Source organism: Rhodobacter calidifons (genome assembly GCF_011174775.1).
GTDB classification, from domain to species: Bacteria; Pseudomonadota; Alphaproteobacteria; order Rhodobacterales; family Rhodobacteraceae; genus Tabrizicola; species Tabrizicola calidifons.
Genome location: NZ_JAANHS010000010.1, coordinates 69,542 through 86,887, shown reverse-complemented (window position 1 = coordinate 86,887; position 17,346 = coordinate 69,542). Strand labels below are relative to the sequence as shown.

17 protein-coding genes and 1 tRNA gene are annotated in these 17,346 nt (G+C 67.0%); 12 read left to right on the top strand and 6 right to left on the bottom strand.

Annotated features, from left to right (window positions below; genetic code table 11):
- Window positions 1-90 precede the first annotated feature (90 nt).
- The 7 genes from G8O29_RS13450 (at window position 91) to G8O29_RS13420 (ending at window position 6,005) form a co-directional block, all read left to right on the top strand.
- The gene (locus tag G8O29_RS13450) at window positions 91-687 is read left to right on the top strand and encodes a TetR family transcriptional regulator (protein WP_166403743.1); all 597 of its coding nucleotides are present in this window, start codon (window positions 91-93) and stop codon (window positions 685-687) included.
- A 74-nt stretch (window positions 688-761) separates the two neighbouring features.
- Complete coding sequence (locus tag G8O29_RS13445) at window positions 762-923, top strand: hypothetical protein (protein ID WP_166403742.1); 162 nt, start codon at window positions 762-764, stop codon at window positions 921-923.
- A gap of 84 nt (window positions 924-1,007) precedes the next feature.
- On the top strand, window positions 1,008-2,192 hold the full coding sequence (locus tag G8O29_RS13440; protein WP_166403741.1) for a S1 family peptidase: 1,185 nt from the start codon (window positions 1,008-1,010) through the stop codon (window positions 2,190-2,192).
- 41 nt (window positions 2,193-2,233) lie between these two features.
- On the top strand, window positions 2,234-3,367 hold the full coding sequence (locus G8O29_RS13435; protein WP_166403740.1) for a DNA polymerase III subunit delta': 1,134 nt from the start codon (window positions 2,234-2,236) through the stop codon (window positions 3,365-3,367).
- Between the two features lie 5 nt (window positions 3,368-3,372).
- Complete coding sequence (locus tag G8O29_RS13430) at window positions 3,373-4,191, top strand: TatD family hydrolase (RefSeq protein ID WP_166403739.1); 819 nt, start codon at window positions 3,373-3,375, stop codon at window positions 4,189-4,191.
- Window positions 4,191-4,994 (top strand): MBL fold metallo-hydrolase, encoded by an 804-nt coding sequence (locus G8O29_RS13425; protein ID WP_166403738.1) that lies wholly within the window; start codon window positions 4,191-4,193, stop codon window positions 4,992-4,994. The genes G8O29_RS13430 and G8O29_RS13425 overlap by 1 nt, the downstream gene beginning before the upstream one ends.
- Before the next feature lie 72 nt (window positions 4,995-5,066).
- Window positions 5,067-6,005 carry an AEC family transporter gene (locus tag G8O29_RS13420; protein WP_166403737.1) on the top strand — a complete coding sequence of 313 codons (939 nt, stop codon included), beginning with the start codon at window positions 5,067-5,069 and terminating at the stop codon, window positions 6,003-6,005.
- A gap of 51 nt (window positions 6,006-6,056) precedes the next feature.
- Here G8O29_RS13420 and G8O29_RS13415 read toward each other — a convergent pair whose 3' ends face one another.
- The 6 genes from G8O29_RS13415 to G8O29_RS13390 form a co-directional block, all read right to left on the bottom strand.
- Window positions 6,057-7,028 carry an ABC transporter permease gene (locus G8O29_RS13415; RefSeq protein WP_166403736.1) on the bottom strand — a complete coding sequence of 324 codons (972 nt, stop codon included), beginning with the start codon at window positions 7,026-7,028 and terminating at the stop codon, window positions 6,057-6,059.
- 10 nt (window positions 7,029-7,038) lie between these two features.
- Window positions 7,039-8,292, bottom strand: coding sequence for an ABC transporter permease (locus G8O29_RS13410; protein ID WP_166403735.1), 1,254 nt, complete (start codon window positions 8,290-8,292; stop codon window positions 7,039-7,041).
- Window positions 8,293-8,351: 59 nt separating this feature from the next.
- The gene (locus G8O29_RS13405) at window positions 8,352-9,425 is read right to left on the bottom strand and encodes an ABC transporter substrate-binding protein (protein WP_166403734.1); all 1,074 of its coding nucleotides are present in this window, start codon (window positions 9,423-9,425) and stop codon (window positions 8,352-8,354) included.
- A gap of 58 nt (window positions 9,426-9,483) precedes the next feature.
- The gene (locus G8O29_RS13400) at window positions 9,484-10,584 is read right to left on the bottom strand and encodes an ABC transporter ATP-binding protein (protein ID WP_166403733.1); all 1,101 of its coding nucleotides are present in this window, start codon (window positions 10,582-10,584) and stop codon (window positions 9,484-9,486) included.
- Between the two features lie 285 nt (window positions 10,585-10,869).
- A tRNA-Leu gene (locus G8O29_RS13395) sits at window positions 10,870-10,956 on the bottom strand.
- 98 nt (window positions 10,957-11,054) lie between these two features.
- Entirely contained in the window at window positions 11,055-12,584 is a 1,530-nt protein-coding gene (locus G8O29_RS13390; RefSeq protein ID WP_166403732.1) for a peptidoglycan-binding domain-containing protein, read from the bottom strand.
- Window positions 12,585-12,682: 98 nt separating this feature from the next.
- Between G8O29_RS13390 and lipB the strand changes: the two genes are divergently transcribed.
- From lipB to G8O29_RS13365, 5 genes are all read left to right on the top strand, one after another.
- Complete coding sequence (gene lipB / locus G8O29_RS13385; RefSeq protein ID WP_166403731.1) at window positions 12,683-13,354, top strand: lipoyl(octanoyl) transferase LipB; 672 nt, start codon at window positions 12,683-12,685, stop codon at window positions 13,352-13,354.
- A 90-nt stretch (window positions 13,355-13,444) separates the two neighbouring features.
- Window positions 13,445-13,855 carry a c-type cytochrome gene (locus tag G8O29_RS13380; RefSeq protein WP_166403730.1) on the top strand — a complete coding sequence of 137 codons (411 nt, stop codon included), beginning with the start codon at window positions 13,445-13,447 and terminating at the stop codon, window positions 13,853-13,855.
- 240 nt (window positions 13,856-14,095) lie between these two features.
- On the top strand, window positions 14,096-15,775 hold the full coding sequence (gene ctaD / locus G8O29_RS13375) for a cytochrome c oxidase subunit I (RefSeq protein WP_166403729.1): 1,680 nt from the start codon (window positions 14,096-14,098) through the stop codon (window positions 15,773-15,775).
- Between the two features lie 71 nt (window positions 15,776-15,846).
- Entirely contained in the window at window positions 15,847-16,794 is a 948-nt protein-coding gene (locus G8O29_RS13370; protein ID WP_166403728.1) for an alpha/beta hydrolase, read from the top strand.
- A gap of 14 nt (window positions 16,795-16,808) precedes the next feature.
- On the top strand, window positions 16,809-17,318 hold the full coding sequence (locus G8O29_RS13365; protein WP_166403727.1) for a DUF2244 domain-containing protein: 510 nt from the start codon (window positions 16,809-16,811) through the stop codon (window positions 17,316-17,318).
- The last annotated feature ends 28 nt before the right edge of the window (window positions 17,319-17,346 follow it).

The window sequence follows — 17,346 nt, the reverse complement described above, 5'->3', positions numbered from 1 at the left end:
GCACCCTCCGTTTCTGACATATTTGACGTATTTTGTCATTCCGTCAACTAGGAATTTGACCAGGCGGCAGGCTTCTGCGATACGGGGGGCATGCAGTTCTGCGACGATCCGAAGATCGACCCGAAAGAGGCCGCCATCCTGCAAGCGGCCTTCGTGGCCTTTGCACGCTATGGGCTGCGCCGGACGTCCATGGCCGACATCGCCGAAGGCGCGGGCATGTCGCGTCCGGCGCTGTACCGGCACTACGCCAACAAGGAAGACATCTTCAACGCCCTGGTCCGGATGCATTTTCAGCGCTCCGAGCGGGACGTGGCCCAGGTTCTGGCCGGGGACGGGCCGCCTGCCGAGACGCTCCTTGCCGCCATGCAGGCGGTGGATGGCACGGCCGTCGAGGCCATGCTGAACTCGCCCCATGCCGACGAGATCCTGTCGGCCGACCAGCCGTTCAGCCAGTCCGAGGTGCAAGAGGCGCATGACCGCATCACCGGCCATTTCGCGGCCTGGATCGCGCGCGGGGTCGCGGCGGGGCGACTCAGCCTTGCCGGGCTCGACGCCACACCGGCAGAGATCGCGGCAACCCTGATGGCGGCCAAGTTCGGCATCAAGGCGCAGGCGAAGGATTTCGCCGACTACCGCGCCGCGCAGGCGCGCCTCGCGGCCATCTGGGCCAGGGCACTTGGCAGCTAGGGCCGGATCGCCATATCGCTTGACGAAACCGCCTTGCCCGCCTCTGATGGGGTGACTTCGGCCCGGGGCTCGTCGTGCTGCGCCTTTCCTTGCTGCTTGTGGTTCTGATCCTCTTCGCCGAACCCGAGGCGCGGGCCTACCGGGCCGACGAAATGCAGCGCGCGTTCGACGCCCGCGCCCTGACCGCCAGCGAGAAGCGCTTTCTTCAGGCCGGTCTCGCCTTTGCCAATGTCTAGAACGGCCTGATCGACGGCGCCTGGGGCCCGGCAAGCCAGCGCGCCCTTGAATCCTATGAACTTCGCAACGGCCGCAGCGCCTTCGTGACCAATGCCGATGTGCTGTTCCTGGCCTTGCAGACCTACGAGACGCTGGAACGCCACGGCTGGGTCCGGCAGTACAATTCCGCGCTCGACATGTCCTTCCTCGTGCCGACCATCGGGTTGCAGGACGGCGCTCCGTCCGAAAACTTCGTCAACCTGGAACTGGCCGGCACCACGCTGGGCTACAGCCTGACCATCGGTTCGGGCGCCGAGACCGAACCCCTGCACCGCTACACCGCCGACCGCGCGCGGGGAGAGGTCTATCGCGTCCGCCGTTCGACGCTGTGGATCACCTCGGCCCGGACTGCGACCGGGGTCACACTCTACACCCGCTCCGACTATCGCCGCGGCGCCTGGTCCACGATCATGCTCTCGGCGGCCGACCGGGACGCGGGGCTCTTGGCCGCCGTCACCGGCAGCATCGAACCCGGCTATGCGCCAGAGATCGGCATTTCACCGGGCATCCTGACACGGGGCATCGAAACCCTGGCAGCCCTGGCAGAGGCAGAGGACCAGACCCCGCCGCCCGCACCTCCCGCGCCTGCGGTGTCCGACCGCACGCCGAAGACGGACGGGCCGCAAGGCTTTGGCACCGGCTTCCTCGTCTCGACCCAGGGGGACTACCTGACCAACAACCATGTCATTCGGGGCTGTCAGACCCTGTCGATCGACGGCAAGCCCGCCACGGTGATTGCCACGGATGCAGCTTTCGACCTGGCGCTGCTGCGCAGCCCCGGATCGGCCGGCGGCACACCGGCCCGCTTTGCCGAAAGACCGGCGTGGCTCAACTCTGACGTGACCGTGATCGGCTATCCCCTGCCCGACCTTCTGGGCGGGGTGAACGTCACCCGCGGCTCGGTCACCAGCCTGAAGGGCATCGCGGGCGACGGCATCCGCATGCAGATCTCGGCCCCGGTCCAGCCCGGCAATTCGGGCGGTCCGGTGGTCAATGCCAGCGGTCAGGTGGTCGGCGTCGTCGTCTCCAAGCTTGACGCCCGGATGGTGGCCGACGCGATCGGCGACATCCCGCAGAACGTCAATTTCGCCATCCGGGGCGAGATCGCCAGGCTTTTCCTCTACCAGAACGGCATCGAGCCCGAAGAGACCGGCGACACCACCCCCCTGCCGCCCGAGGACCTCGCCGATCTCGCCCAGGGCTTCACGCGCCTCATCACCTGCAACTGACCCCCTTCCCCCCGGACCCCGGCCCGTGCAATCTGCCGGCCATGGCCGAGCCGAAGGACCCCCTGCCCGAACCCGACCGCCTGGAAGGCGCCCCCCACCCGCGCGAGACGCAGGCCCTGTTCGGCCATGCCGCCGCCGAGGCCGAGGTGCTGCGCGCCTACAACTCCGGCCGTCTGCACCACGCCTGGATGCTGACCGGCCCGAAGGGCGTGGGCAAGGCCACGCTCGCCTGGCGGCTGGCGCGCTTCCTTCTGGCCGCACCGCCCGATGACGGCGGCATGTTCGCCCCGCCCCCGCCCCGGACGCTGGACATTCCGCCCGACCACCCCGTCGCCCGCCGGCTGCTGCAAGGCGCCGATCCGCGGCATTTCCTGCTGCGGCGCGGCGCGAACGAGAAGGAAACCGCCCTCTCCCAGGTGATCTCCGTGGAAGAGGTGCGCAAGATGAAAAGCTTTTTCGCCCTTTCTGCCGCCGATGGCGGCGCCCGCACCGCGATCATCGACAGCCTGGACGATTTGAACTCTGCCGCAGCCAATGCGCTGTTGAAACTGCTCGAAGAGCCTCCGGCGAACGTCACCTTCCTGCTGATCTCGCATCAGCCCGCGCGGCTTCTGCCCACGATCCGCTCGCGCTGCCGCGAGCTGCGCCTGTCGCCGCTTGCGCCGCCCGACCTCGCCGCTGCGCTCACCCAGGCCGGCGGCGAGATCGCGCCCGAGGACCGCAGCGCGCTGGCCGAACTGTCCGGCGGCTCGGTGGGCGAGGCCTTCCGCCTGACCAACCTCGACGGGCTGAAGCTTTACGCCGCGCTGATCCGGCTGTTCTCCACCCTGCCCCGGCTTGACCGGCCGCAGGCTCTGGCTCTGGCCGATCTCGCCGCGGCGCGCGGCGCGGCGGAAACCTTCGACCTGCTCGTCACCCTGATCGACCTGTTCCTCGCCCGCCTCGCCCGCCACGGCGTGACCGGCCTGACCCCGCCCGAAGCGGCACCGGGCGAGGCCCGGCTTCTGGCCCGCCTCGCCCCTGATCCGCATGCCGCCCGCGGCTGGGCCGACCTGGCCCAGACCCTCGCCGCCCGCGCCCGGCGGGGCAAGGCGGTCAATCTTGACCCTGCCGCGCTTCTGATGGATATGCTTCTCAAGCTCGACGAGACGGCGGGAAGCCTCGCCCAGAGGTAAGCCGGATGCTCCCAACCGACCCCGACCTGCCCGACCTGGTGGACAGCCACTGCCACCTCGATTTCCCCGATCTGGCCGGCGAGACCGAGGCGATCCTCGCCCGTGCCCGCGCTGCCGGGGTCAGCCGCGTGGTGACGATCTGTACGCGGCTGCGGAACGAACCCGCCGTCCGCGCCATCGCCGAGGCCCATTCCGGGGTGTTCTACGCCGCCGGCACCCACCCGATGAGCGCGCATGAAGAACCGCTCGCCACGGTGGAAGGCCTCGTCGCCCTTGCCCGCCATCCGAAATTCGTGGGCATCGGCGAAACCGGGCTCGACTACCACTACACCGCCGAAACCAGGGCGATCCAGCAGACCAGCCTGCGCATCCACATCGAGGCCGCGCAGGAAACCGGCCTGCCGCTGATCATCCACGCCCGCGACGCCGATGCGGACATGGAGGCGATCCTCGCCGAAGGCATGGCCCGCAAGGCCTATGCCTGCGTGATGCACTGCTTCTCCTCCGGCCCGCGCCTGGCCGAGGCGGCGCTGGAGATGGGCTTCACCCTCTCGATCTCCGGCATCGCCGCCTTCCCGAAAAGCGGCGCCCTGCGCGAGATCTTCGCCCGCGCGCCGCTTGACCGGCTGATCCTGGAAACCGACAGCCCCTATCTGGCCCCGCCCCCCTTCCGCGGCAAGCGCAACGAACCGGCCTATGTCGCCCATACCGCGCGCGCATTGGCGCCGGTCTTCGGCCTTGGCCTCTGCGAGTTCGCGGCGATCACCACTGCAAACTTCGACCGGCTCTTCTCCCGCGCGGCCCGCGGGGCAAAGGTGGCATGATGGCGCGGCTGACCTTCACCATCCTCGGCTGCGGCTCCTCGGGCGGGGTTCCGCGCCTTGGCGGCATCTGGGGCGACTGCGATCCTTCAAACCCGAAGAACCGCCGCCGCCGCTGTTCGCTGCTGATCACCCGCGAAACGGCCGAAGGCGCGACGCGCGTGCTGATCGACACCTCGCCCGACATGCGCGAGCAGCTTCTCGACGCCGGCGTCGGCAGCCTGGACGGCGTGATCTACACCCACAGCCACGCCGATCACATGCACGGAATCGACGACCTGCGCCAGGTCGTGTTCAACCAGAGAAGCCGCCTGCCGGTCTGGGCCGACGGGCCGACGCAAGAGGCGCTGCTCTCCCGCTTCGGTTATGCCTTCGTGCAACCCGAAGGCTCGCCCTATCCGCCGATCCTCGACCTGCACACCATCGACGGGCCGGTCACCGTCCCCGGCGCCGGCGGCCCGATGACGCTGATCCCCTTTCGCGCCGACCATGGCAGCATGGATGCGCTCGGCTTCCGCATCGGCCCGCTGGCCTACCTGCCCGATGCAGTCGCCATTCCCGAGGAAAGCTGGCCCGTGCTCGCCGACCTCGACTGCTGGATCGTCGATGCCCTGCGCCGCAAGCCGCATCCGACCCACGCCCACCTGGAGATGACCCTGGGCTGGATCGCCCGTGCCCGCCCCGCCCGCGCCGTCATCACCAACATGCACATCGACCTCGACTACGAAACGCTCCGGGCCGAACTCCCCCCGCATATCCTGCCCGCCTTCGACGGGATGACGCTTGCCTATGACAACCAGCCCTGATCCCCGGACTTGCCCCGTGCCCAAATACTCCACGGGGGTCCGGGGGTGTGAAACCCCCGGTCCGCGGCGGCATTGAGCGCGCTGCTCGACGTCATCCTGCCGGTCTTCCTTGTGATCGGCTTCGGCTATGCGGCCGTGCGCGCCGGCTGGCTGGCCGAAACCGCGATCGACGGGCTGATGCGCTTTGCGCAGAACTTCGCGGTTCCCTGCCTGCTGTTCCGGTCCATCGCCCATCTCGACCTCTCGACCGCCTATGACCCCGGCCTCATGGTCAGCTTCTACGCCGGAGCCTTCACCGGCTTCTTCGCCTGCTTCCTCGGCGCCATGCTGATCTTTCGCCGCGCCATGCCGGATGCGGTGGCCATCGGCTTTGCCGGGCTGTTCTCGAATTCGCTGCTTCTGGGCCTTGCGATCACCGAACGCGCCTATGGCCCCGCCGCGCTGGAAGGCAACTACGCGATCATCTCGCTGCATGCACCGTTGCTGTACGGCTTCGGGATCGCCCTGATGGAATGGGCGCGCAGCCGCGGGCGCGGGCTGTCCGGATCCGCCCTCCTCGGCCAGATCGCCCGGGCGATCCTGTCGCAATCCCTGGTCATCGGCATCCTGCTCGGCTTTGCGGTCAATCTGGCCGGCAACCCGCTGCCCGAGGTCTTCTGGTCCGGCATCGACATGATCACCCGCGCCGCGATCCCGGTCGCGCTGTTCGGTCTGGGCGGGGTCCTGGTGCGCTACCGGATCGAGGGCGACCTCGGCCCGGTCCTTCTGGTCACGCTCGCCTCGCTGATCCTGCACCCGGCAGTGACCTGGACGCTGGGCACCAGGGTCTTCGCGCTTGGCCCCGATGCGCTGCGCTCGGCCGTGGTGACCGCGGCGATGGCGCCGGGCGTGAACGCCTACATGTTCGCCCACATGTATGGCGTGGGCAAAAGGGTCAACGCCGCCTCCGTCCTCGCCGCAACGGCAGCCTCGATCCTGACCGCCTGGGCCTGGCTGCACATCCTGCCCTAGGACGCCACCGGATTTCGCAGAAATCCGGACCGATTTCCGTCCGGAAATCGGTCAGCGCCCGGTCACGCCGCGCAGCCGGTCCGACCGGCGTCGCAACAACTCCACCGAGGTCAGAAGCAGGACCGAGATCACAACAAGGATCGTCGCCACCGCCAGGATCGCCGGAGAGATCGCCTCGCGGATCCCGTTGAACATCTGTCGCGGGATGGTCTGCTGATCGGGACCGGCGATGAACAGCACCGCCACCACCTCGTCGAACGAGGTGACGAAGGCGAACAGAGCCCCCGAGACAACCCCCGGCAGGATCAGCGGCATGATGACCTTGAAGAAGGTCGTGCGCGGGTTCGCCCCCAGCGACTGCGCCGCCCGGATCAGCGACTGGTCGAAGCCGGTCAGCGTCGCGGTCACCGTGATGATGACGAAGGGGATGCCAAGGACCGCATGGGCCACGATCACGCCCAGGTGCGAATTCGCAAGACAGCCCTTTTCCGACAGGAACAGGCCGAAGATCGCCCCCATCGCGCTGTCGGGTGCCACACAGGCCTTGGCGAAGAAGAAGCTCATCCCCACGGCGATGATGATGATCGGCACGATCATGGGCGAAATCAGCAGCGCCATGATCAGGCGGCGGTAGGGCATCTCGGGCCGGCTCAGTCCCAGGGCCGCGACGGTCCCCAGGACCGTCGCCAGGATCGTCGCCCAAAGCCCGACCCAGAACGAATTCTTCGCCGCCTGCACCCAGGTCGCCCGCTCCCACGCCGCCGCCCACCAGGTCCCGTCCCTTGGCGTCTCGGGCGCGGGATGACCCAGCGTCAGAAGCGTGTCATACCAGCGCAGACTGTAGCCTTCGGGATCCAGCGCCAGCATCTTCGGGGTGAAGGTGAAATAGGGCTCGACGTTGAAGGACAGCGGAATGACGATCAGGATCGGCGCGATCAGGAACAGGAACACCAGCGCGCAGATCACCAGATAGATGTAGTGCCAGGCGCGTTCCAGCGGCGAGGCATAAACGGGCAGGGCCATGGGTTCCTCCTCAGCCGAACTTCAGCCGGTCGATGCCGATCAGCCGGTCGTAAAGCCAGTAAAGCAGCAGGATCGACGCCAGCAGCATCCCGGCGATGGCGGCGGCCAGCGACCAGTTCGACTTGGACATGTGGAAGGCGATGAGGTTCGAGATCAGCTGCCCGTCCGCGCCGCCGACCAGCGCCGGGGTGATGTAGTAGCCGACCGCCAGGATGAAGACCAGAAGCGATCCGGCCGCGATGCCCGGCAGGGTCTGCGGCAGGTAGACCCGGCGGAAGGTCGTCCACGACGTCGCCCCCAGGCTGCGTGCCGCGCGGGCATAACTGGGCGGTATCACCCGCATCACCGAATAAAGCGGCAGGATCATGAACGGCAGCAGCACATGCGTCATCGCGACGATGGTGCCGGTCATGTTGTACATCATCGTCAGTCGGCCATCGTTGCTCAGAAGCCCCAGTCCGACCAGAAGGTTGTTGACGACCCCCTGTTCCTGCAGAAGCGCGATCCAGGATGTCGTCCGCACCAAGAGCGAGGTCCAGAACGGCAGCAGCACCAGGATCATCAGAAGCGAGGACTTCGCCATCGGCAGCGTCGCCAGAAGATGTGCGACCGGAAAGGCGAGAAGCAGGCAGATCACCGTGATCAGGGCCGAAACAAAAAAGGTCTTGGCAAAGAGGTAAAGGTAGATGCGTTCCTTGTCCTGCCCGCGCGCCCAGCCTGAATCGGTCAGCTTCATGTCCGAGGCAACCTTGTAGAACTCGGCCGTGTAGACGTGGCTTGCGGATTCCATGCCGCGCCAGAGGGCGGGCCTGGCCCAGTCGGCATCCAGGGCGACAAGGCTTTCCTTGAACGGAGGCGTCAGGTTCGCCGCCTCGCGTGCGCCCTTCTTGAACAGGCTGATCGAGCCGGGCACGGAATAGTTGATCCGGGTGCCCGCGATGCCCGTGGTCCTTTCCGTCTGCATCCGCGCCAGGTCCTGCACCAGCGCGGCATAGGCCTCTTCCGGCGGGTTCGCCGGGTCGAAATCGGGGTTGGCCTCGAACCAGGCCACCAGGGCCGGGGCAGACGAGGCGAAGCCGTCATGCTCGAAGGACCGCTTCAGCATGTAGCCGATGGGAATGAGGAAGGTAAAAAGCACGAACAGCAGCAGCGGCAGCACCAGAAGGAACGCCCGGCGCTTGGCACGGGCCTGCGCGGCGGCCAGCGCGGCTTTCAGCGGGCGGCCGTCGGCGGTGGTCAGAAGTTCGGTCGTTGCCTCGGCCATGACTGCCTCGTCGTCGGAAGGACCGGGCGCGAGGGTCTCCCCCGCGCCCGGTGATCGGGTTACCGCGCCAGCCAGGCCTGGAAGCGCTCGTTCAGTTCCGCGTCATGATCGACCCAGAAGTCCGACGAGGTTTCCAGCGCGTTGCCCAGGTTCTCGGGCGCGGTCGGCAGGTGCGGCGCCATCACGGTCTTGCCATCCTTGAAGATGATCGGCTCTGCGAAGGACGACTTGCGGGCCGGCCCGTAAGAGATCTGCTGGGCCTGCGCACGCAACCCCTCGGTCGAGGTGGCATAGCGGATGAAGTCCATGGCCAGGTCCTTGTTCGGCGCGCCCTTCGGCACGACGTACATTTCGTTCTCGTAGATCTGACCGTCCCAGACGATGACGAAGGGCTTGCCCTCGGTCATCGCGGCGTTGAAGATCCTGCCGTTGTAGGCGGTGGTCATCACGACCTCGCCATCGGCCAGAAGCTGCGGCGGCTGGGCGCCGGCTTCCCACCAGACGACGTTCCCCTTGATGGTGTCCAGCTTGGCAAAGGCACGGTCCACGCCCTCGGGGGTGTTCAGCACCTCATAGACTTCGGACGGGGGAACACCGTCGCCGAGAAGCGCGAATTCCAGCACGGCTTTCGCGCCCTTGCGCAGGCCGCGCTTGCCGGGGAACTTCTCGAGATCGAAGAAATCCGCCGCCGTCTTCGGCACGTTGTCGCCGGTGAACTTGCTTGCGTCATAGGCAAAGACGTTCGACCAGATGTCGGTCGAAACGCCGCATTCGGTGATCGCGCCGGGCAGGAAGTCCTCGGTCGCGGGGGTGCCATCGGGGGCGGGCGGCAGGCTGGCCACGTCGATCGGTTCCAGGATGCCTTCGTCGCACAGGCGGATCGCATCGGCATATTCGACCGAGGCCACATCCACGGTCACGTTGCCGGCCTCGACCATCGCCTTGATGGCGGGGGCGGGGTTGTCGCTGTCCACCATGATCGTGGCATTGCCGGTCGCGGCCATCCACGGCTTCACATGGGCTTCGGTCTGGGCCGCGCCATAGGCGCCGCCCCAGGACATGACCGTCACGTCGGCATTGGCGGCAAAGCCAAGGCTGATCAAGGCGGTCGTCAGGATGAGGGTCTTCTTCATCAGTCAGTCTCCCTGTTCTGGTTGGTCTGGATGGCCGCTCGCCACGGCCGGGTCTGCATCAAGGGTCCAGCGCGCGGGCATCCAGCGGATGCCAGCCCACCTTGATCTTCTGGCCGGGGGAAAGCCTGGTCTGCCCCAGCGTATTGCGCATCTTCATCACGAAATCGTCCGAGCCCGCGACCTTCAGCACGGCCCGCAGAATGTCGCCCATGTAGATCACCTCGACCACCTCGGCCTCAAGGGTATGGGCCCCCGGGGGCATCATCTCGGGCTTGAACTCCACCCGTTCGGGCCGGATGGAGACCAGCGTCCGCTGGCCCTTTTCCTTGATGTTGACAGCGGTCGCGTCGATCAGCTCTCCGCTGGGCAACCGCACCAGAGCCTTGTCGCCCGACAGCTCCTCGATGGTGCCCAGAAGCTTGTTGTTCTCGCCGATGAACTGGGCGACGAAGCTGTTCTCGGGCCGTTCGTAAAGGTCGGCGGGGGGCGCAAGCTGCTGGATGCGGCCGTCGTTGAACACCGCCACGCGGTCCGACATGGTCAGCGCCTCGCCCTGGTCATGGGTGACGTAGACCACGGTGATGCCAAGGTTCTCATGCAGATGCTTGATCTCGAACTGCATGTGTTCGCGCAGCTGCTTGTCCAGCGCGCCCAGGGGTTCGTCCATCAGCACAAGCTTGGGGTCGAAGACCAGCGCGCGGGCCAGGGCGATGCGCTGCTGCTGGCCGCCCGACAGCTGCGCCGGTCGCCGGTTGGCAAAGGCGCCCATCTGCACCATGTCCAGCGCCCGCCTGATCTTCGCCTCGCGGTCGGCCTTGCCCATGCCGCGCACTTCCAGCGGGAAGGCCAGGTTCTCAGCCACCGTCATGTGCGGAAACAGCGCGTAGTTCTGGAACACCATGCCGATCCCGCGCTTGTGCGGCGGCACCTGGTTGATGTTGACCCCGTCCAGCTTGATCTCGCCATGCGTGGCGGTCTCGAACCCCGCCAGCATCATCAGGCAGGTCGTCTTGCCCGAGCCCGACGGGCCAAGCATCGTCAGAAACTCGCCCTTGCCGATGGAAAGGTTCAGGTCCTTCACGACCAGCGTGACACCATCATAGCTTTTCTGAACATGCTCGAACGCGACGAAGGCGTCGGTGCGGGGCTCTTGCGTCACCCGTGTCTCCCTGATGGTTCCGGGGCTTACCGCCCTCTGGCTTGATTCGACTAAACCGAAACCGGCCCCCCAATGCAACGCAGTTTTTCGACGCGAAAAGGCACTTTGGCGACCTGTTCGGGCCAGTTTGCGCCGTTACGGGAAGAACGCACAGTATTGCGCAGTTCCGCAGCCGATCTGCCCGCAATCAGCGCAAGAAAAGGAGGCAATCCTGCGGCAGGATCGGGCCGCAAAGGCAAAGGGCGCGGGGTTTCCCCCACGCCCTCGGCTGTGCCCGGCAGACCCTGGTGCGGATGAAAAGACTCGAACTTTCACTCCGGTTAAGGAACAGCGACCTCAACGCTGCGCGTCTACCAATTCCGCCACATCCGCATGCGGGTCCGCTCCGGACGTCCGCTATCTAGCGACTGGCGTGCGGGATGAAAAGGGGCATTTTCATCCCGCGACACCAGCCCCGGCCATGCGGCCGGTCAGTTGCCGGAAAACAGCAGGACCGGCAGCCGCGCCGCCATGATCGCCGCCTGGGCGCCCGCGTTCATCATCGACCCGTCCGGCGCCGCCGGAAGGACCGGCGCCGCGTCGGCCGCCGCGGTCTCTCCGACCGGCGCCAGCGGCGCGGCCATGGCGACATCCGACGGGGCGGCATCCGGCACCATCTCGAAGACCGGCAGCGCGGCCTCCTGGAACACCGGCTCGGGGGCCAGCTCGTGCGCGCGGCCGTTGATCGTGTACGAGGCCTTGCGGATCACCGCGTCACGTCCCGCCATGCCGGGCGCCACGACCATCTGGCCCTGTTCCATCGCATCCAGCGACATCTGGTACCAGTCCATAGCCAGGTCGGGCCGTTCGGTGGCGCCGAAGCCCTGGCTCAGGTGGTGGCCCAGGAACTCGGCATAGCCCCGCTCGCCCATCGCGGCCAGAAGCAGGGCCGAACCGATGGCCACGCTCAGGTCATCGCGGGCATAGCCGACGCCCAGGCAGACCTTCGCGGTCCCCGACAGCTGCGCCGGCGACATGCCCGAGGACAGGATGAACCCTTCGACCCCCTGAAGCACGCTTGCCGCCGGCTTCAGCGACAGGGCGGCGACGTGATCCTTCAGCGCCGGCCCGAAGGCCGCGCATTGTGTGGCGATCTGCTCGGGGGTGAAGCCGGCGATCTGCGCGGTCAGCTCGTCGCTTTTCGAGATGGCAAAGCTGCGCGCCAGACAGAACTGCTCGCCCAGGGCAAAGCTTGCGTCCTGCATCGTCTCGGCCGTGACCATCCCGCCGTTGGCCGTGGTCGTCAGACCGATCCGGTTGCATTCCGACGCCAGCGAGCCCCTGGCCCCCGCAGCGCCCATGAACGAGGGCAGGCCCGGTTCGGCGGCAGCGACCTCTTCCACCTCCGGCTCGGCCTCCGGGACCAGCGCCGGCAGCGCCGCCGCAGCGGCTGCGCCCACCGACCCCGGGACCGGCACGCCCGAGGCCGCCATGCCGCCCATCGGCGCGATGCCCGCCATCTCGTCGCGCTGGGCGATCAGCACCGCCTTCAGCCCAAGCGGGCTGCCCGCCACGGTCGAGGCGACCATCGGCCCGCCCGCCACGGCACGGTGATACGAGGTGACAAGGATCGTGCGCTCATGTTCGGTCAGCTGGCCTGTGGGCGGATAGCCTAGCAGGGCCTGGTAGCTGCTGATCGCGGCCCGCGACTTCGGGCCGATGGCCCCGTCCGGGGTGCCGACATTGTAGCCGAAATAGTTCAGCGCGGTCTGCACCTCGCGGTTCTCCTCGCGCTGCGCAGAGGTCATCGTGGATTTGGTGGACGTGGTCTTGGTGCGCGTGGTGGTCACCACCTTCTTCTTGTTGTTCTCGTTCGCCACCGCGCCGCCGATCAGGCCGCCGATGATCGCGCCGGCGATGAAATCCTTGCCATCGGCGCGGGCGGGGGTCGAGACCGGGGAAACCGGGGACAGGGCGACCGCTGCCATCAGCCCTGCCGTTGCAATTGTCTTGGCCTTCATCACATCACCTCAATATAAAGTTTTCTGCTTTCAGCCTACCATGGCTTCGGCATAAGAGAAGTCAGGATTTCACGGCAATTGCGGCAAGGTTTTGACACTTGGTCGACTGGACCCATATCCCCGGGCTCGCCCCCTACCCCGAAACCCTCGCCGCGATGGAGGCCCATGTCGCCGCCATGAACGAGGGCCGCGCGGGCGAGGCGATCTGGCTTCTGGAACATCCGCCGCTGTACACCGCCGGCACTTCGGCCAGGGCGGCCGATCTGGTCGATCCGCACCGTTTCCCCGTCTATCCCGTCGGGCGCGGCGGCCAGTACACCTATCACGGTCCGGGCCAGCGGGTGATCTACTGCATGCTGGACGTCAAGGCGCGCGGCGGCGACGTGCGCTGCTTTGTCCGCGATCTCGAACGCTGGGTGATCGACACCCTGGCCGAGTTCAACGTCAGGGGCGAGATCCGCGAGGGCCGCGTCGGCGTCTGGGTGAGCCGCCCCGACCGTCCCGGCCCCGATGGCCGCCCGACCGAAGACAAGATCGCCGCCATCGGCATCAAGCTGCGCCGCTGGGTCAGCTTTCACGGCATCTCGATCAACGTGGAACCCGACCTGTCGCATTTCGACGGCATCGTCCCCTGCGGCATCCGCGACCATGGGGTGACCAGTCTGGTGGACCTCGGCCTGCCGGTGACGATGGCCGACCTCGACGCGGCGTTGATGTCCACCTTCGAACGGGCCTTCCGGCGCAGCTGCGCCGCGCAAGATGTCGCATAGCACCAAGATGCTATTGCATATCAACGCCCCCCTCCCCCATGTTCCGCCTGTAGGAGCGCCGCGTTGCGCCCCGTTCAGCACGAGGACATCATGAAGACGTTCATCCTTCTTGCCGTAGCCGCCACTGCCATGGCCGCCCCGGCGCTTGCGGGCGATCCGGCTGCCGGCGAAGCCGCGTTCAAGAAGTGCAAGGCCTGCCATTCCGTGATCGCCCCCGACGGGACCGAGATCCAGAGGGGCGGCCGCACCGGCCCGAATCTCTATGGCGTCATCGGCCGTCGCATCGCCTCGGACCCGGACTTCAAGTATGGCGAGTCGCTTGCGGCACTGGGGGCGACGGGTGCCGTCTGGGACGAGGCCAGCTTTGCCGCCTATACCGCCGATCCGGCGGCCTATCTGAAGTCCGCGCTGGGCGACAATGCGGCGAAGTCGAAGATGTCGTTCAAGCTGGCCTCCGGCGGCGAGGATGTCGCGGCCTATCTGGCCTCGGTCGCGCAGTAGATCCCAGCACAGCAGATAGCGGCCCTGTCGTCCGGCCTCCGGTCCGGCGACAGGCATTGCCGGGCGCGGTTCCCTGCACGGGCAGCGCCCTTTGCATTTTCCCCGCAGTTTCTGCCCCCTGCGGCAAAGTCGTGCATTGCGAGCGTTACGACCTGCGGCTAAAGACAAGGCACAAGGGAACCGGGCCTCCTTTCGCGGGTGGCAAACGGAACATCGGAACGAACAAAGCGGAGGACGCCAATGGCAGACGCAGCCATCCATGGCCACGAACACCACGGACCCGGGTTCTTCACCCGCTGGTTCATGTCGACCAACCACAAGGACATCGGGATCCTCTACCTGTTCACCGGCGGTCTCGTCGGCCTGATCTCGGTCATCTTCACCGTCTACATGCGGATGGAGCTGATGGAGCCGGGCGTGCAGTACATGTGCCAGGAAGGCGCACGCTTCGTGGCCGATGCCGCGGCGACCTGCACCCCGAACGGGCATCTGTGGAACGTGATGATCACCTATCACGGCGTGCTGATGATGTTCTTCGTCGTCATCCCGGCCCTGTTCGGCGGCTTCGGCAACTATTTCATGCCGCTGATGATCGGCGCGCCGGACATGGCCTTCCCCCGGATGAACAACCTGTCCTACTGGCTCTTTGTCGCCGGGACCTCGCTCGGCGTGGCCTCGATGCTGGCGCCGGGCGGCGGCGGTGATCTGGGGCCGGGTTCGGGCGTCGGCTGGGTCATGTACCCGCCGCTGACCACCACCGCCGAGGGCGGCTATGCGATGGACCTGGCGATCTTTGCCGTCCACCTCTCGGGCGCCTCGTCGATCGTGGGCGCGATCAACATCATCACCACCTTCCTGAACATGCGTGCGCCTGGCATGACCCTGCACAAGGTGCCGCTCTTCGCCTGGTCGATCTTCGTCACCGCCTGGCTGATCCTTCTGGCCCTGCCGGTGCTGGCCGGTGCCATCACCATGCTGCTGACCGACCGGAACTTCGGCACCACCTTCTTCTCGCCCTCCGGCGGCGGTGACCCGATCCTCTACCAGCACATCCTGTGGTTCTTCGGCCACCCGGAAGTCTACATCATCATCATCCCCGCCTTCGGCATCATCAGCCATGTCATTGCGACCTTCGCCCGCAAGCCGATCTTCGGCTACCTGCCGATGGTCTATGCCATGGTGGCGATCGGCGTCCTGGGCTTCGTCGTCTGGGCGCACCACATGTACACCGCCGGGATGAGCCTGACCCAGCAGTCCTACTTCATGCTGGCAACAATGGTCATCGCGGTGCCGACGGGCGTGAAGATCTTCTCCTGGATCGCGACGATCTGGGGCGGTTCGGTCGAGTTCAAGACCCCGATGCTCTGGGCCTTCGGCTTCCTCTTCCTGTTCACCGTCGGCGGCGTCACGGGCATCGTCCTGTCCCAGGCCCCGGTGGACCGCGCCTATCACGACACCTACTATGTGGTGGCCCACTTCCACTATGTGATGTCGCTGGGGGCCGTCTTCGGGATCTTCGCCGGGATCTATTACTGGATCGGCAAGATGTCGGGCCGGCAGTATCCGGAATGGGCGGGCAAGCTGCATTTCTGGATGATGTTCGTCGGCTCGAACCTGACCTTCTTCCCCCAGCACTTCCTGGGCCGCCAGGGCATGCCGCGCCGCTACATCGACTACCCGGAGGCCTTCGCCTACTGGAACTGGTTCTCCTCGGTCGGTGCGTTCATCTCGTTCGCCTCCTTCGTGTTCTTCATCGGCGTGGTGTTCTACACCCTGATGTGGGGCCGCCGCGTGACCGAGAACAACTACTGGAACGAATACGCCGACACCCTGGAATGGACCCTGCCCTCGCCGCCGCCCGAACACACGTTCGAGCAGCTGCCCAAGCCGTCCGACTGGGACAAGAGCCTCGCGCACTAGTCGCCAGAACTGAACCGAAGGCTCCGGGCTGCACCTGCCCGGGGCCTTTTCCATTCGATGGGAAGACCATGATGCGTGTTCTGGTATTCATCGGCGTGCTCGCGGTCGTGGCCTTCGCGGGCTATGTCGGCATCGCGGGCTACTTCCTCGCCCATGCCGCCGCAGGTCTTCTGAAGGTCGGCCCGATTGCCGCGGTTCTGGCCACTGCCACCCCGCCGACCGACCCCCTGGCGCTGGGCTATCGCGGCGATCCCGCAACCGCGCTGGCGCTGCCGTTCCAGACCGTCACCCTGACCACGCCGCTTGGCCCAAGCGAGGCCTGGCTGGTCCCCGCCGCCGGGCAGGAAGCGGGCCGGGCAATCTATGTCCACGGCATCGCCGGGGCGCGCGAGGATGGCTACCGCGCCCTCAGCCTCCTGCACGAGGCCGGCTGGTCCGTCCTGCTCATCAGCTACCGCAACGACACCGACGCCCCGCCTGCGCCTGGGGCAACCTATGGCTTCGGCCTGACCGAATGGCCCGACCTCGAGGCGGCGGTGGCCTATCTTGCCCCCGGCGACAGCGACCGGGTGCTGGTCGCCGCCGAATCGATGGGCGGCGCGATCCTGGGCCAGTTCCTGCACCAAAGCCCGCTGGCATCCCGCGTCAGCGCCGTGGCGCTGGACAGCCCGGCGATCAGCTTTGCTGCGGTGATCGGCCACCTCGCCGCCCAGGGCGAAAAGCCCCTGCCCGGCCTCATCGCCTGGACCGCCAGGCAGATGCTGCCGTTCATGTCCCCGCTGCCCCTGGCCAGGGCCGAGGTGGCGGCGGTCTACCAGGGTTTCGCTGGCCCGCTGTTCATCGCCCATGGCGCGGGCGACCGCATCGTGCCCATCGGGCCCAGCCAGAGCCTGGCCGCCAGCCGCAGCGCCCCGACCGTATCGCTGTGGACCGGCGCCGATCACCTCGGCTCCTACGCCGAGGATCCCGCCGCCTACCGCGCCGCCTTCGGCGATTTTCTCAACCGCATTGCCCCCTGACGCGACGCCCGCCGATGCCCTACGAATGGCTTCCCCCCGAGGACGGACAGGACCGGCTCCACCTCTGGCCGCACCGCTCGCTGACCCAGCGCGGTTTCGTCTGGTTCATCGGCGCGACCTCGGCCCTGATCGCCGTGCCGCTGCTCGGCATCCTGGGCAGCCCGGTGCTCTGGGCGCTGCTGCCGTTCCTTCTGGGGGCGATCTGGGCGATCTGGTTCGCGCTGCGCAAGAACGGGCGCGACCGCGACATCCTCGAGGACCTGCGCCTGTCGCCTGACCGGATCACCCTGACGCGCCACGGGCCGAAGGGCCGCCGTCAGGACTGGGAGGCCAATCCCTACTGGCTGCGCGTCACCCTGCACGAAACCGGCGGCCCGGTGCCGCGCTACCTGACGCTGAAGGGCGAAGGGCGCGAGGTGGAACTCGGCCCCTTCCTGTCCGAGGACGAGAGGGTTGCGCTGAAGGACGAGCTGGAAACCCGCCTGCACCGGCTGCGCTCTGGCCCGCCGTCAGGGCAAGGCTGACGGGCTATTCGCTTGCGGCAACCTCGGC